The organism is Caulobacter segnis, from assembly GCF_019931575.1.
Classification (GTDB): domain Bacteria; phylum Pseudomonadota; class Alphaproteobacteria; order Caulobacterales; family Caulobacteraceae; genus Caulobacter; species Caulobacter segnis_C.
In genome coordinates this window covers 2590533-2605169 of sequence record NZ_CP082923.1, presented here as the reverse complement: position 1 = coordinate 2605169, position 14637 = coordinate 2590533, and the positions used below count along the sequence as shown (strand labels likewise).

13 protein-coding genes are annotated in these 14637 nt (G+C 67.3%); 12 read left to right on the top strand and 1 reads right to left on the bottom strand.

Going from position 1 to position 14637, the window contains the following annotated elements:
• Positions 1 to 2: 2 nt before the first annotated feature.
• The 10 genes from nuoN (at position 3) to K8940_RS11910 (ending at position 9866) form a co-directional block, all read left to right on the top strand.
• Complete coding sequence (gene nuoN / locus K8940_RS11955) at positions 3 to 1448, top strand: NADH-quinone oxidoreductase subunit NuoN (RefSeq protein WP_223390195.1); 1446 nt, start codon at positions 3 to 5, stop codon at positions 1446 to 1448.
• Positions 1435 to 2190: a biotin--[acetyl-CoA-carboxylase] ligase gene (locus K8940_RS11950; RefSeq protein WP_223390194.1), complete on the top strand. Its 756-nt coding sequence runs from the start codon at positions 1435 to 1437 to the stop codon at positions 2188 to 2190. The genes nuoN and K8940_RS11950 overlap by 14 nt, the downstream gene beginning before the upstream one ends.
• A complete protein-coding gene (locus K8940_RS11945) occupies positions 2187 to 2972 on the top strand; it encodes a type III pantothenate kinase (RefSeq protein WP_223390193.1) in 786 nt (261 codons plus the stop codon). The genes K8940_RS11950 and K8940_RS11945 overlap by 4 nt, the downstream gene beginning before the upstream one ends.
• Positions 2972 to 4651, top strand: a complete 1680-nt coding sequence (locus K8940_RS11940; protein WP_223390192.1) for a ribonuclease J — start codon at positions 2972 to 2974, stop codon at positions 4649 to 4651. Before K8940_RS11945 ends, K8940_RS11940 begins: the two co-directional genes overlap by 1 nt.
• Position 4652: 1 nt before the next feature.
• Positions 4653 to 5390, top strand: a complete 738-nt coding sequence (locus K8940_RS11935; protein ID WP_223390191.1) for a rhomboid family intramembrane serine protease — start codon at positions 4653 to 4655, stop codon at positions 5388 to 5390.
• Positions 5391 to 5464: 74 nt separating this feature from the next.
• Positions 5465 to 5884, top strand: coding sequence for a methylmalonyl-CoA epimerase (gene mce / locus K8940_RS11930; protein WP_223390190.1), 420 nt, complete (start codon positions 5465 to 5467; stop codon positions 5882 to 5884).
• Positions 5884 to 6144 (top strand): DUF1467 family protein, encoded by a 261-nt coding sequence (locus K8940_RS11925; RefSeq protein ID WP_223390189.1) that lies wholly within the window; start codon positions 5884 to 5886, stop codon positions 6142 to 6144. Before mce ends, K8940_RS11925 begins: the two co-directional genes overlap by 1 nt.
• A gap of 440 nt (positions 6145 to 6584) precedes the next feature.
• A complete protein-coding gene (proS, locus tag K8940_RS11920; RefSeq protein WP_223390188.1) occupies positions 6585 to 7907 on the top strand; it encodes a proline--tRNA ligase in 1323 nt (440 codons plus the stop codon).
• Positions 7907 to 9187: a lipoprotein-releasing ABC transporter permease subunit gene (locus tag K8940_RS11915; protein WP_223390187.1), complete on the top strand. Its 1281-nt coding sequence runs from the start codon at positions 7907 to 7909 to the stop codon at positions 9185 to 9187. Before proS ends, K8940_RS11915 begins: the two co-directional genes overlap by 1 nt.
• Positions 9180 to 9866 (top strand): ABC transporter ATP-binding protein, encoded by a 687-nt coding sequence (locus K8940_RS11910; protein WP_223390186.1) that lies wholly within the window; start codon positions 9180 to 9182, stop codon positions 9864 to 9866. Before K8940_RS11915 ends, K8940_RS11910 begins: the two co-directional genes overlap by 8 nt.
• Before the next feature lie 10 nt (positions 9867 to 9876).
• Here the strand turns inward: K8940_RS11910 and K8940_RS11905 are convergent, their stop codons facing one another.
• On the bottom strand, positions 9877 to 10836 hold the full coding sequence (locus tag K8940_RS11905) for a nucleoside hydrolase (protein WP_223395837.1): 960 nt from the start codon (positions 10834 to 10836) through the stop codon (positions 9877 to 9879).
• 167 nt (positions 10837 to 11003) lie between these two features.
• Here K8940_RS11905 and sidA point away from each other — a divergent pair, with 167 nt between their 5' ends.
• Both sidA and dnaE read left to right on the top strand, forming a co-directional pair.
• A complete protein-coding gene (gene sidA, locus K8940_RS11900; RefSeq protein WP_156136740.1) occupies positions 11004 to 11093 on the top strand; it encodes a cell division inhibitor SidA in 90 nt (29 codons plus the stop codon).
• A gap of 36 nt (positions 11094 to 11129) precedes the next feature.
• Positions 11130 to 14561, top strand: coding sequence for a DNA polymerase III subunit alpha (gene dnaE, locus K8940_RS11895; protein WP_223390185.1), 3432 nt, complete (start codon positions 11130 to 11132; stop codon positions 14559 to 14561).
• Positions 14562 to 14637 lie beyond the last annotated feature (76 nt).

Below are 14637 nucleotides of genomic sequence, written 5' to 3'. Positions count from 1 at the left end.
CTATGACCTTTTCCGCCAACTTCTCGCTCGTCCTGCCTGAGGTCGTTCTTGCGATCGCGGCGCTCGTCCTGCTGGTCGCCGGCGCCTTCCGGGGCAAGGTCGGGGCCATCTTCACCCTGGCCGCCGTCGCCTCGCTGGTCGCGGCCGCCGCCACGGCGGTGCTTGGTCCGCACGGCCACGCCTTCAACGGGGTCTACGCGGCCGACGCCGCGGCGACCTACGCCAAGGTGGCCATCTATCTCTCGAGCGCCATCGCCGTGGTGCTGGGCGACCGCTGGCTGGCCCAGCGCGGCGACCAGAAGTTCGAATACGCCGTCCTGGTCATCCTCGCCGCCCTGGGCATGGGCGTCACCGCCTCGGCCGGCGACCTGATCAGCCTGTATGTCGGCGTCGAGCTGCAGTCGCTGGCCCTGTACGTCCTGGCCGCCATGCGCCGCGACGACGCCAAGTCGTCGGAAGCGGGCCTGAAGTACTTCGTGCTGGGCGCGCTGTCGTCGGGCCTGCTGCTGTACGGCAGCTCGCTGATCTACGGCTTCACCGGTTCGACCCACTTCAGCCAGATCGCCCTGGCGGCCGCCCACGGCGGTTCGCACGGCGTGGGCCTGCTGTTCGGCCTAGTGTTCCTGATCTGCGGCCTGGCGTTCAAGGTCTCGGCCGCGCCGTTCCACATGTGGACGCCGGACGTGTACGAAGGCGCCCCGACCCCGGTCGTCGGCTTCTTCGCCGCCGCGCCGAAGCTGGCCGCCATGATGATGTTCGCCCGCGTGCTGGGCGACGCCTTCCCGGGCTCGGTCGACCAATGGCGCCAGATCCTGGTGATCGCGGCCCTGCTGTCTGTCTTCGTCGGCGCCTTCGCGGGCCTGGCCCAGACCAACCTGAAGCGCCTGTGGGCCTATTCCTCGATCGCCAATGTCGGCTACGCCCTGCTGGGCGTGGCGGCCGGCGGCGAGGTCGGTCTGCAGTCGATGCTGGTCTTCATGACCCTCTACATGGTCGACGTCACCGGTTTCTTCGCCTGCCTGCAGGCGCTGAACCGCAGCGGCAAGCCGATGGAGACGATCGAGGACATGGCGGGCCTGGTGAAGGAGCGCCCGGGCATCGCGCTGGCCATGACCGCGTTCTCGCTGTCGGCCCTGGGCCTGCCGCCGTTCTCGGGCTTCTGGTCGAAGTTCTACGTCTTCAAGGCCGCCATCGGCGCCGGCGACGTGGTTCTGCAATGGGCCGCCGTGCTGGGCCTGGTCGGCTCGGTCGTCGCGGCGTTCTATTACCTCCGCCTGATCAAGGCGATGTGGTTCGACGCCTCGGCGGGTTCGGTCGACGCTCCGTCGCCGTCGGCCCGCGCCGTCGGCTTCGCCGCCGCGATCTTCTCGTTCCCGATCGTGCTCGTCGCCCTGGTCTGGCTGGATCCCGCCGCCAAGGCCGCCGCGGCCGCCTTTGGTCACGCGTGACGTGACGGGCGTCCCGCCCGTCGTCGTCCTCGACGAGATCGACTCCACCAACGCCGAGGCCCGTCGCCGGGCCGAGGCGGGCGAGGCCGGCCCCGTGTGGCTCGTCGGCCTTCGCCAGACCGCCGGTCGCGGCCGCCGGGGTCGCGCCTGGGAGACGGGCGAGGGCAACCTCGCCGCCACCTTGCTCTTCCGAACCGACAAGCCGCCGGCCGAGGCCGCCCAGGTCTCGTTCGTCGCCGCCCTGGCCGTGGCGGACATGCTGGCCCAGTACGTGCCGGCCTCCATCGTCAGCCTGAAGTGGCCCAACGACCCGTTGCTGGGCGGGTTGAAGGTGAGCGGCATCCTGATCGAGTCCGGGGCTTCGCCGCTGGGTGGGCTGTGGCTGGCCGTCGGCATCGGCGTGAACCTGGCCCGCAGACCGATCGACGCCGAGCGTCCGGCTACCTCTATCGCCACCTATCGCGAAATCCCGCCGCCACACCCGACCGAGGCCATCGAGGTCCTGGCCGGAGCGTTCGAGCGCTGGTCCCGGACCTGGAACACCCTTGGCTTTCCCGCCATCGCCGACGCCTGGACGGCCCGCGCCCACGGCCTGGGCGAGCCCTGCGTGGCTCGCCTCGGCGTCGAGACGGTCGAGGGGATCGCCGAGGGACTGGACGGCGACGGGGCGCTGAGGCTCCGTCTGGATGACGGCCAACTCCGCCGGATCACCGCCGGCGACGTTTTCTTTGGAGGCGCGTGATGCTGCTGGCCATTGAACAGGGCAACACCAACACCATGTTCGCCATACACGACGGCGCGTCGTGGGTGGCTCAATGGCGCTCGGCGACCGAGAGCACCCGCACCGCCGACGAGTACGTGGTCTGGCTCTCGCAGCTTCTTTCGATGCAGGGCCTGGGCTTTCGGGCCATCGATGCGGTGATCATCTCCAGCGTCGTGCCGCAGTCGATCTTCAACCTGCGCAATCTTTCCCGGCGCTACTTCAACGTCGAACCTCTCGTGATCGGCGAGAATGCCAGGCTGGGCATCGACGTCCGCATCGAGAAACCCTCCGAGGCCGGCGCCGACCGTCTGGTCAACGCCATCGGGGCGGCCATGGTCTATCCGGGGCCGCTGGTCGTGATCGACAGCGGCACGGCCACCACCTTCGACATCGTGGCGGCCGACGGCGCCTTCGAGGGCGGCATCATCGCCCCCGGCATCAATCTTTCGATGCAGGCCCTGCACGAAGCGGCCGCCAAGTTGCCTCGGATCGCCATCCAGAGGCCGGCCGGTAACAGGATCGTGGGCACCGACACCGTGTCGGCCATGCAGTCCGGCGTGTTTTGGGGCTATATCTCGCTGATCGAAGGCCTCGTCACGCGCATCAAGGCCGAGCGCGGCGAGCCCATGACCGTCATCGCCACTGGCGGCGTCGCCTCCCTGTTCGAGGGCGCTACCGACAGCATCGACCACTTCGACTCCGACCTGACGATACGGGGTCTTCTAGAAATCTATCGTCGAAACACCGTTTCCGAGACCTGATGAAAAAATCCAAGAACGACGAGCTCGTCTTCCTGCCGCTAGGCGGGTCGAACGAGATCGGCATGAATTTCAACCTGTATGGCTTCGGCCCGGCGCATGATCGCAAGTGGATCGTGGTCGACCTGGGCGTGACCTTCGGCGATCAGACGACGCCCGGCGTCGAGATCATCCTGCCGGACCCGTCGTATATCGAGCCCTACGCCAAGGACATCGTCGGCATCGTCCTGACCCACGCCCACGAAGACCACCTGGGCGCGGTGCACTGGCTGTGGCCGCGCCTGAAGGCGCCGGTGTACGCCACGCCGTTCACCGCCTTCCTGCTGCGCGAGAAGCTGCGCGACGCTGACCTGCTGGACGAGGTCGAGATCACCGAAGTGCCGCTGGGCGGCCGCTTCACGCTCGGCCCGTTCGAACTGGAACTGATCACCCTGACCCACTCGATCCCCGAGCCGAACGGCCTGGCGATCAAGACGCCGCTGGGCACGATCCTGCACACCGGCGACTGGAAGATCGATCCCGAGCCGCAGCTGGGCGCCCCGACCGACGAGGCCGCCATCCGCCGCCTGGGCGACGAGGGCGTGCTGGCCATGGTCTGCGACAGCACCAACGTCTTCGTCGAGGGCCAGGCAGGCTCGGAGGCCGATGTCCGCGAGGCTCTCGGCAACCTGATCAAGAGCCTGAGCGGCAAGATCGCCGTGGCCTGTTTCGCCTCGAACGTGGCGCGCATGGACACCGTGATCCGCGCCGCCCAGGCCTGTGGCCGCAAGGTCTGCTTGGCTGGCCGTTCGATGCACCGCATGGCCGCCGCCGCCCGCTCGGTCGGCCTGCTGCAGGGCATCGAGCCCTTCATCAACGACGACCAGGCCAAGCACCTGCCCGAGAACGAGATCCTGTTCCTGTGCACCGGCAGTCAGGGCGAGGCCCGCGCGGCCCTGTCGCGCATCGCCGACGGCAGCCATCCGCACGTCAAGCTGGGTTCGGGCGACCACGTGGTCTTCAGTTCGCGGGTCATCCCGGGCAACGAGATCCCGATCCGCAACCTGCAGAACAAGCTGGCCGACCGGGGCGTGCGCCTGCACACCGAGCGCGACACGCCCGGCATCCACGTCTCGGGCCACCCGTGCCGGGACGAACTGCGCCAGATGTACAGCTGGGTGCGGCCCCAGATCGCCGTGCCGACCCACGGCGAGCGCCGTCACCTGATCGAGCATGCGGCCTTCGCCAAGGACCTGCAGGTTCCGGACGCCATCTCGCCGCGCAATGGCGACATGGTGCGCCTGGCGCCGGGCAAGCCGGAGATTATCGACGAGGTGCCGGCCGGTCGCCTGTACGTCGACGGCGGCGTCGTCACGCCCGAGAACGGCGAGGCCCTGCGCGAGCGGCGTCACGCGGCGTTCAACGGCATCCTGGCGGTGTCGGTCGTGCTGGACGGTCGCAACAAGATCGTTTCTGGCCCGCAGGTCCGCGGCATCGGCCTGACCGGCGACGAGGAATACAGCCTCGACGACGCTCTGGACGACCTCGCCGAGGAAGCCGAGACCGCTTACAAGAAGCTGGATGGCGACGCGCGCGAGATCGACGAGAGCATCGAGAGCGCTATCTCCCGCGCTGTGAAGAAGGCTGCGTTCCGCATCTGGGAACGTAAGCCGGTCGTCGAGACCACGGTCCTGCGGATCTGATGTGAGCGACGACGCTCCGCGCGCCGCGGTCCTGGCCGCCGTCACCGACGGCCGGCGCAGGCCGATCTGGCGTTCGGGCTTCTCGATCCTTTGGACGCAGGCCTGGCCGGTGGCGGCGCTGCTGGTCGGGCTTTGGGTCGTGTTCGCCGGCCAGACCCTCGCCGATCTGACCGGCCGGGGCGAGCAGGTGTTGCTGCTGGGGGCGCTCTATCCGCCGGCGTTTCGCGTAGGCGTCTGGTGGACCCCGCTGACGCACATCTTCCTGCATGGCGGCCTGTTGCACATCGCCATGAACTCCAGCGCGCTCGGAGCCCTCGGGCCCGCGGTGTCGCAACGTCTGGGGCGGGACGCGATCGGCGGCCTGCTGTTCCTTGGCTTCTTTGTGCTGTGCGGCCTGGCCGGCGGGGCGTTCTATCTGGCCCTGCACTGGGGCGGAGGCGCGCCGATGCTGGGCGCGTCCGGCGCGATCTGCGGCCTGTGGGGCGCGATGGCCCGGATGACGGAGACGACCGACCTCGCGCCGATCTGGTCGAGGTCCGTGGGACGGCAGGCCCGGTCATTCCTGGTCATGAACCTGATCCTGGTCGCCATCGGCGGGGCGCTGGGCGTGCTGTCGGGCGCGGGCGGCGTGCTGGTGGCGTGGGAGGCCCACGTCGGGGGCTTCGTCGCCGGCCTGTTCCTGGTCCACCTCTTTCCCGCCCGCTTCTGGTGGCTTTCGGAGGGTCACGCGCCGCGTTGAACGGCCGCTCTTCTCGCACCGCAGCAACGGTGTTAGGGCAATCGCAAAGCAAAAACACGCGCGGGAGCAGGAACATGATCGGCAAGCTCAACCACGTCGGCGTCGCCACGCCGTCGATCGACGACTCGGTGAAGATGTATCGCGAGCTGCTCGGAGCCACCTCGGTGACCGAGAAGTGGGCGATGCCGGAGCAGGGCGTCTGGGTCTGCTTCGTCAACCTGCCCAACAGCCAGATCGAGCTGATCGAGCCGTATGGCGAGAACTCGCCGATCCACGGGTTCCTGGCCAAGAACCCCAAGGGCGGCCAGCACCACATCTGCTTTGAGGTCGAAAACATCTACACGGCCCGCGACGACCTGGTGGCCAAGGGCGCGACCGTGCTGGGCGAGCCCCGCATCGGCGCCCATGGCACGCTGATCATCTTCGTACACCCCAAGGACATGGGCGGCCTGCTGGTCGAGCTCATGGAGACGCCGAAGGAAGCGCATCACTGATGAGCCCGATCACTTGGTTCGCGATCTATCTGACCATCTGGTGGACGGTGCTGTTCGCCGTCCTGCCGCTGGGCTCGCGCAGCTTCCACGAGTTGGGCATCACGCCGCCGCCGGGCGCGGATCCCGGCGCGCCGGTCAATCCGAACCTAAAACGCAAGTTCATCACCACGACCTGGGTCTCGGCCGTCGTGTTCGCGCTGTTCTTCGCGATCGTGCACTTCCATCTGGTGACTTTGCCCGACCTACCGGCCGCCATCTGACGTGCGAATGCACAAGCCTTGGGCGCGAGGCGGGCGATTTGCCCTCGATCGCCCAAGCCTTGGGCGAAGCGCCTCATTGTCAGCGCTTCCACCGCATGGGCGTGCCCCAACACGTGTTCGGTCGGTAAGGTGACCTCATGAGATCGGCCTTGCCGGTCTCGCTCTGTGGCGTCTTCCCCGACGATGAACTTGAAAGGCCGCGCGGCGATCCGCGCGGCCTCTCTTTTATTGTCGTATCGGAGCCATAGTTTCGCCCGAAGCGCGACCGCAGAAAGTGGAGGCTGGTTTCTGCGATAGTCGCGCTTCCACTCTTGGGGGAACGAGCCCGCTGATCCGGTTTAGATCGAAAGATCTGAACCGGGCAGGCTCTATCGCGTTGCCAAGCTGTCGGGGGAGGGGCTATCTCAGGCCCTTCTCGAATTCCCGGAGTTTCCACGCGCATGCGCTTGTCGCGCTATTTCCTGCCGGTGCTGAAGGAAGCACCGTCCGACGCCCAGATCGTTTCGCACCAGCTTATGCTCCGCGCCGGCATGATCCGCCAGGAAGCCGCGGGCATCTATGCCTGGCTGCCACTGGGTTTCCGCGTGCTGAAGAAGATCGAGCAGATCGTCCGCGAGGAAATGGATCGGGCCGGCGCCATCGAGCTGCTGATGCCGACCCTGCAGCTGGCCGACCTCTGGCGTGAATCTGGACGCTACGACGCCTATGGCCCGGAGATGCTGCGCATCACCGACCGTCACGAGCGCGAGCTGCTGTACGGGCCCACCAACGAGGAAATGATCACCGAGATCTTCCGGGCCTATGTGAAGAGCTACAAGGACGTTCCGAAGAACCTGTACCATGTGCAGTGGAAGTTCCGGGACGAGCGCCGCCCGCGCTTCGGCGTGATGCGCGGCCGTGAGTTCCTGATGAAGGACGCCTACAGCTTCGACCTCGACGCCGACGGCGCGCGCAAGTCGTACAACCGCATGTTCGTGGCCTACCTGAACCTGTTCTCGCGGATGGGTCTGAAGGCCGTGCCGATGCGCGCCGACACCGGCCCGATCGGCGGCGATCTCAGCCACGAATTCATCGTCCTGGCCGATACCGGCGAGAGCGCCGTCTTCTGCCACAAGGACCTGGTCGAGATGCCGGCCCCCGGCCCGGACGTCGACTGGTACGGCGACCTGCAGCCGCTGGTGAACCAGCGCACGGCGCTCTACGCCGCAACCGAGGAAATGCACGACGAGGCGGCCTTCGCCGCCGTACCGGAAGGCGACCGCCTGTCGGCGCGCGGCATCGAGGTCGGCCACATCTTCTCGTTCGGCACGAAGTATTCCGAGCCCATGAAGGCCCTGGTCATGGGTCCCGACGGCAAGGATGTTCCGGTCCAGATGGGCAGCTACGGCGTTGGCGTCTCGCGCCTGCTGGGCGCGATCATCGAGGCCAGCCACGACGAGGCCGGGATCATCTGGCCGGAAGGCGTCGCGCCGTTCGACGTTGGCATCGTCAACATGCGCCAGGGCGACGCCGCCTGCGACGAGGTCTGCGACAAGGCCTATGCCGCGCTGAGCGCCGCCGGCAAGGACGTGCTGTACGACGACACCGATGCCCGCGGCGGCGCAAAGTTCGCCACCATGGACCTGATCGGCCTGCCCTGGCAGCTGATCGTCGGTCCCAAGGGCGTCGCCGAGGGTGTGGTCGAGGTCAAGAACCGCAAGACCGGCGAGCGCTATACCGCCTCGCTGGACGCCGTCATCGCCAATCTCACCAAAGGCAACTGATGCCAGACGCCCGCGCCGCCGGTCCCTTCAGTCGCTGGGAGCGCTCGGTCGCTCGCCGGTACCTGTTCGCCAAGCGCAAGAACGGCGGCGTGGCGCTCATCGCGGTGATCTCGTTCTGCGCGGTGACCTTGGCGGTTTTCGCCCTGATCACCGTGATGAGTGTGATGAACGGCTTCCGGGCGGAGCTGCTAGGCCGGATCCTCGGCTTCAACGGCCATCTCTACGCCCAGTCGCCGCTCATAAATGGTCCGGACCGTGATGCGATCATCCGGCGTATCAAGGCCGCGCCGGGCGTCATCCAGGCCGCGCCGATGGTCGAGGCTCAGGCCATGGTCATCGGCCCGACCCAGGTGACCGGCGCCATCGTGCGGGGGGTGACCACTTCCGACCTGCGGCACATGTCGCTGATCGCCGGCAACATCAAGCAAGGTTCGCTCGCCGGCTTCGGCGAGGGGGAATACGGCGGCGACGTCGTGCTGATCGGCGACCGCATGGCCCAGAGCCTCGGCGTTCGGGTCGGCGACCCCATCACCCTGATCTCGCCGTCGGGCCCGGCCACGGCGTTCGGGACCTCGACGCGCGAGAAGAACTACATCGTCGGCGGCGTCTTCAGCGTCGGCATGAGCCAATTCGACGAGGCCTTCGTCTACATGCCGCTGGAACAGGCCCAGCTGTTCTTCGGCCGCGACACCTCGGTCGACTATGTCGAGATCAAGGTCGAGGACCCGGACAAGGCCAAGGATCTCAAGCACGCCGTCGAGGTGGCCAGCGGTCCTGGCGCCCTGGTCAGCGACTGGCAGGACAAGAACCACAGCTACTTCACCGCCCTCCAGGTCGAGCGGAAGGTGATGCGGCTGATCCTGTTCTGCATCGTGGCCATCGCCACCCTGAACATCATCTCCAGCCTGGTCATGCTGGTGAAGAACAAGGGCAAGGACATCGCCATCCTCCGCACCATGGGCGCGGGGCAGGGCGCTATCCTGCGGATCTTCGTCATGGCCGGCGCCTCGATCGGCGTGGCCGGCACGCTGTGCGGCCTGGCCCTGGGCGTGCTGTTCAGCGCCTATATCACCCCGATCCAGAACTTCGTGGAATGGGTCACCGGCACGGCCGTATTCAGCGCCGACGTCTACATGCTCTCGCACATCCCCGCGAAGATCGATTGGACCGAGGTCGGCGGGATCGTGGCCGCCTCGGCCCTGATGAGCATCGTGGCGACCCTGCCGCCCGCCTGGCGCGCCTCGCGCCTCGATCCGGTGGAGGCGCTCCGCTATGAGTGAGCCCGTCCTGGCCCTGCGCGGCGTCGAGCGCGTCTATAAGACCGAGGCCGGCGACCTGCCGGTGCTGCGCGGCGTCGATATCGACGTCTATCCCGGCGAGGTGGTGGGCCTGATCGGCCCCTCGGGTTCGGGCAAGTCCTCGCTGCTGCATTCGGCCGGCCTGCTCGAGCGTCCCGACGGCGGCCTGGTGTCGCTGGAAGGCCGCGACTGCTCCAAGCTGTCCGAGCGGGTGCGCACCCGCATCCGTCTGGGCACGGTCGGCTTCGTCTACCAGTTCCACCATCTGCTGCCCGAGTTCACCGCGCTGGAAAACGTGGCCATGCCGCTGACCATCGCCGGCAAGAGCCGCAAGGAGGCCGATGCGCGCGCCCAGGAGCTGCTGGAAGGCCTGGGCCTGGGCCATCGCCTGACCCACCAGCCGGCCCAGATGTCCGGCGGCGAACAGCAGCGCGTCGCCATCGCCCGCGCCCTGGCCAACTGTCCCAGGCTGCTGCTGGCCGACGAGCCGACCGGCAACCTCGATCCGGCGACCTCCTCGGCGGTGTTCCAGGCGCTGTATCAGATCTGCCGCGAGCAAGGCGTCGCGGCCCTGATCGCCACGCACAACATGGAGCTGGCCCGCTACATGGACCGCGTCCTGGCCCTGAAGGACGGACATCTGGAAGCCCGGACCTTCTGATCGGACAGGATCAGAGCAGGGCGCGCTTCATCGCCGCGAAGAACCTCGCCTGGTCGATGGCCTTGATGACGCGGGCGTTGGGCGGCCGGCGCTTGAGGGCGGGGTCGGCGATCTCGATGTCCGGCAGGATCGCGTGCGAGACCGAGAGGTAGCCGCGCGTCAGTTCACCCATGGTCTCGACGTCGACCACGCAGTTCTCCGCCTCCAGGATCAGCTTTTCGTCCAGGGCGATGGCGCAGGTGAGGGCGTCGGGGTGCAGGCTGCCGTCCAGGCCCTCGGTCTCGCGGGCGAATGCCAGGGAGGCCCGGTTCACGTCGGTGAAGAACCGGGCCTTGTCGGTGCCCAGCGCCCCCAGTTCGGCCAGCTGGGCGCTGCTCCACAGGCCGTCCTTCAGCGTCAGGGTCCAGGTGGCGATCGTCAGATTGAATCCGGCGTTGACGACGATCTTGGCGGCCTCGGGATCGACATAGAAATTATACTCGGCCGCCGGGGTGACATTGCCGACGCCGTTGTCGGTGCCGCCCATGATCCATAGAGCTTTAAGGGCCTTGGCGATGCGCGGCTCGCGGAGATAGGCCAGGGCGATATTGGTCAGCGGCGCCTGGGCGATCAGGGTGATCTCGCCGGGCGCGGCCATGATCCGGCGGACCAGTTCGTCGACCGCGTGGCCCTCGGCGGGGCGCTGGGCGGTCTTGGGGAAGCCGCTGTCGCTCATGCCGTCGCGACCGAAGACATAGGCCGCGTCCAGCGGCGCGCGAGTGAACGGGGCCTGGGCGCCGAGATAGACCGGGACCTCGCCGGCCCTGCCACATCGCTCCAGCGTCACCAGGGCGTTCTCGGCGTGCTGCACGAAGCCGACATTGCCATGGGCGATGGTGATCGCCTCCACGCTCACGCCGGGGCGGGTGAAGGCCAGCATCAGCGAGAAGACGTCGTCGCCGGCGGTGTCGGTGTCGATGATCAGGCGCATGGCTTCGATCTGCCCTGATCCGTCCGGCTTGGCCATAGGAGTTTCGGTGCGCCGCGCGGCCTACCCAGTGACTGTTTCGAAGAAAATGCGGTGGAGCGTCGCGGAACATCTTGTGAACAGAACAAAACCGGAATATGGAACAAAACAAGAAATCTGTGGAGGTTCCGATGATCCGTATCGCGCGTGAGTCTTTGGCCCTTGTGTCCGTCGCCAGCTTCGTCTGGATGATGTGCACGGTCGCCCAGTTGGTGGCCTGAGTCGTTCAGGCGGCTGTCGTGTAGCGGAGGTCGGTCATGGCGGACGGGGAAGGACAAGGATTCGTCCACCTGCGGGTCCGCTCGGCCTATTCGCTGCTGGAAGGGGCCATCAAGGCCGACCAGATCGGCAAGCTGGCCGCTGGGGCCGGCATGCCCGCCGCCGGCATCGCTGACCGCGCCAACCTCTTCGGGGCCCTGGAATACTCGTCCTACGCCAAGGACGCGGGGGTCCAGCCGATCATCGGCTGCGCCATTCCCGTCACCGGCATCGGCGGCGGCCCGACCGAGCGCTGGGCCCGCGCCCCGACGGTCATGCTGCTGGCCCAGAACGAGCAGGGCTATCTCAATCTCTCCGAACTCTCGTCGATCGCCTATCTCGACAGCGCCGAGCTGCCCGAGCCGATCGTGCCCTGGGCTAAGGTCGTCGAGTACAGCGAGGGTTTGATCCTGCTGTCGGGTGGGACCGACGGCCCGGTCGACGCCCTCTACGCCGCCGGCAAGACGACCGAAGCTTCGACCGCCCTGGCCGAAATGCACCGGGTGTTCGGCGACCGGTTCTATGTCGAGCTACAGCGCCATGGGCTGCCCAAGCAGGCGGCGGCCGAGCCGGGCCTGGTCAACTGGGCCTACGACAACGACGTGCCGCTGGTCGCCACCAACGACGTCTATTTCGCCAAGGAGAACTTCTACGACGCGCACGACGCGCTGCTCTGCATTTCCGATGGCTCGTTCGTCGGCCAGGACGAGCGCCGGCGCGTCACGCCCGAGCACTGGTTCAAGCCGGCCGACGTCATGCGCAAGCTGTTCTCGGACTTGCCGGAAGCCTGCGACAACACCCTCGACATCGCCCGCCGCTGCGCCTTCATGGTCCACAAGCGCGCGCCCATCCTGCCCAGCTTCCCGACCGGAGACGGCCGCAACGAGGCCGAGGAACTGCGTCACCAGGCGCGCGAGGGGCTGAAGATGCGCTTCGAGGGCCTGACCTTGTCGGCCCCGGAGCAGGACTATTGGGATCGGCTCGAGTTCGAGTTGGACATCATCGAGAAGATGGGGTTCCCGGGCTACTTCCTGATCGTGTCGGACTTCATCAAGTGGGGTAAGGCGCATGGGATCCCGGTCGGTCCGGGGCGGGGTTCGGGCGCCGGCTCGCTGGTCGCCTGGGTGCTGACCATCACCGACCTCGACCCGCTGCGCTTTGGCCTGCTGTTCGAGCGTTTCCTCAATCCCGAGCGGGTCTCGATGCCCGACTTCGACGTCGACTTCTGCCAAGAGCGACGCGAAGAGGTGATCTCCTACGTGCAGGAGAAGTACGGCCGCGACCGCGTGGCCCAGATCATCACCTTCGGCAGCTTGCAGGCCCGCGCCGTGCTGCGCGACGTCGGCCGCGTGATGCAGCTGCCGCTGGGCCTCGTGGACCGTCTCTGCAAGATGGTTCCCAACAACCCGGCCGCGCCGGTGACCCTGGCCCAGGCCATCGACCTGGAGCCGCGCCTCAAGCAGGCCAAGAAGGAAGACGCCAACGTCTCGGCCTGTCTGGACGTGGCGCTGCAACTGGAAGGCCTGTTCCGCAACGCCTCGACCCACGCCGCCGGCGTGGTGATCGGCGATAGGCCGCTAACCCAGCTGACGCCGCTCTACAAGGATCCGCGCTCGGACCTGCCGGCCACCCAGTTCAACATGAAGTGGGTCGAGAGCGCCGGCCTCGTGAAGTTCGACTTCCTGGGCCTGAAGACGCTGACCGTGCTGGATCGCGCGGTGAAACACCTGAAGAAGCGCGGCTTCGAAATCGATCTGGGCAAGCTGCCGTTCGACGACACCGCGACCTACGAACTGCTGGCGTCGGGCCAGACGGTCGGGGTGTTCCAGCTCGAAAGCCAGGGCATGCGCGACACGCTGCGCAAGATGCGCTGCGGCTCGATCGAGGAGATCACCGCGCTGATCTCGCTCTATCGCCCGGGCCCGATGGACAACATCGACACGTTCGTGGACTGCAAGTTCGGCCGCAAGCCCGTCGACACCCTGCATCCGTCGCTGGAGACGGTGCTGAAAGAGACCTACGGCGTCATCGTCTACCAGGAACAGGTGATGCAGATCGCCCAGATCCTGGCGGGCTACAGCCTGGGCGAGGCCGACCTTCTGCGCCGCGCCATGGGTAAGAAGAAGAAGGAGGAGATGGATCTCCAGAAGATCCGTTTCGTCTCCGGCGCCAAGGAAAAGAACGTCCCCGAGGACCAGTCGGGCTCGATCTTCGAACTGGTGGCGAAGTTCGCCGGCTACGGTTTCAACAAGTCGCACGCCGCCGCCTACGCCTTCATCTCGTACCAGACGGCCTGGTTGAAGGCGAACACGCCGGTCGAGTTCTTCGCCGCCTCGATGAGCCTGGATCTGTCGAACACCGACAAGTTGGCCGTCTTCCACCAGGACGCCCGCAAGTTCGAGATCACGGTGCGGGCGCCGGACGTCAACGTCTCGGGCGCCGACTTCGAGGTCGAGAACGGCGAGGTGCTTTACGCGCTGGGCGCCATCCGTAACGTCGGCCTCGAGGCCATGAAGCACCTGGTGGCGATCCGCGAGGAAGGCGGGCCGTTCCGCGACATCTTCGACTTCGTCGAGCGGATCGATCCCAAGCAGGTCAACAAGCGCGCCATCGAGAACCTGGCCCGGGCCGGGGCCTTCGACCAGATCCACAAGAACCGCGCCCAGATCGTGGCGTCGGCCGACGTGCTGATCGCCCACGCCCAGAGCTGCCACGCCGACCGTCAGGGCGGGCAGGGCGGCCTGTTCGGTTCGGATCCGGGCGCTGGCCGCCCGCGCCTGGCCAAGACCGAGAACTGGAACCAGGTCGACCTGCTGGACGAGGAGCTGTCGGCCGTCGGCTTCTACCTGACCGGTCACCCGCTGGAGGATTTGGTCGGCATGCTGCGCCGCAAGCGCGTGGCGCTGGTGACCGAGGCCATGGGGCAGGCCGAGGCCGGCATGGAGGCGCTTCGCATGTGCGGCGTCGTCCGTCGCCGCCAGGAACGCGCCTCGCAGAGCGGCGAGAAGTTCGCCTTCGTCTCGCTGTCGGATCCGTCCGGCGAGTACGAGGTGCTGTTCCCGCCGGAAAGCCTGCGCAAGTGTCGCGATGTGCTGGAGCCGGGCAAGGCCGTGGTCATCAAGGTCCGCGCCAAGGCTCGCGATGGCGAGGTTCGCTTCTTCGGCGACGACGCCGAGCCGATCGAGAAGGCTATCGAGAACGTCGTGGCCGGCCTGCGCGTCCACCTGTCGCCATCGGCGACCGAGATCGAGGCGCTCAAGCGCCGCCTCGAACCGGCCCAGGGCCAGAAGGGCGGCGAGGTGACCTTCGTCGCCGCGATCGGCGGCGGCCGCGAGATCGAGCTGCGCCTGCCGGGGCGCTACACGCTGGACGCGGCCCTGCGCGGGGCGCTCAAGACCGCGCCGGGCGTGGCGCTGCTGGAGGATGTGTAGGAATATATTCCTGATCCGCGGCGCGTGGCGGTTGATCGAGCGCGCTGCTGGCGGGACCATGGATCTGGAGAGCCCA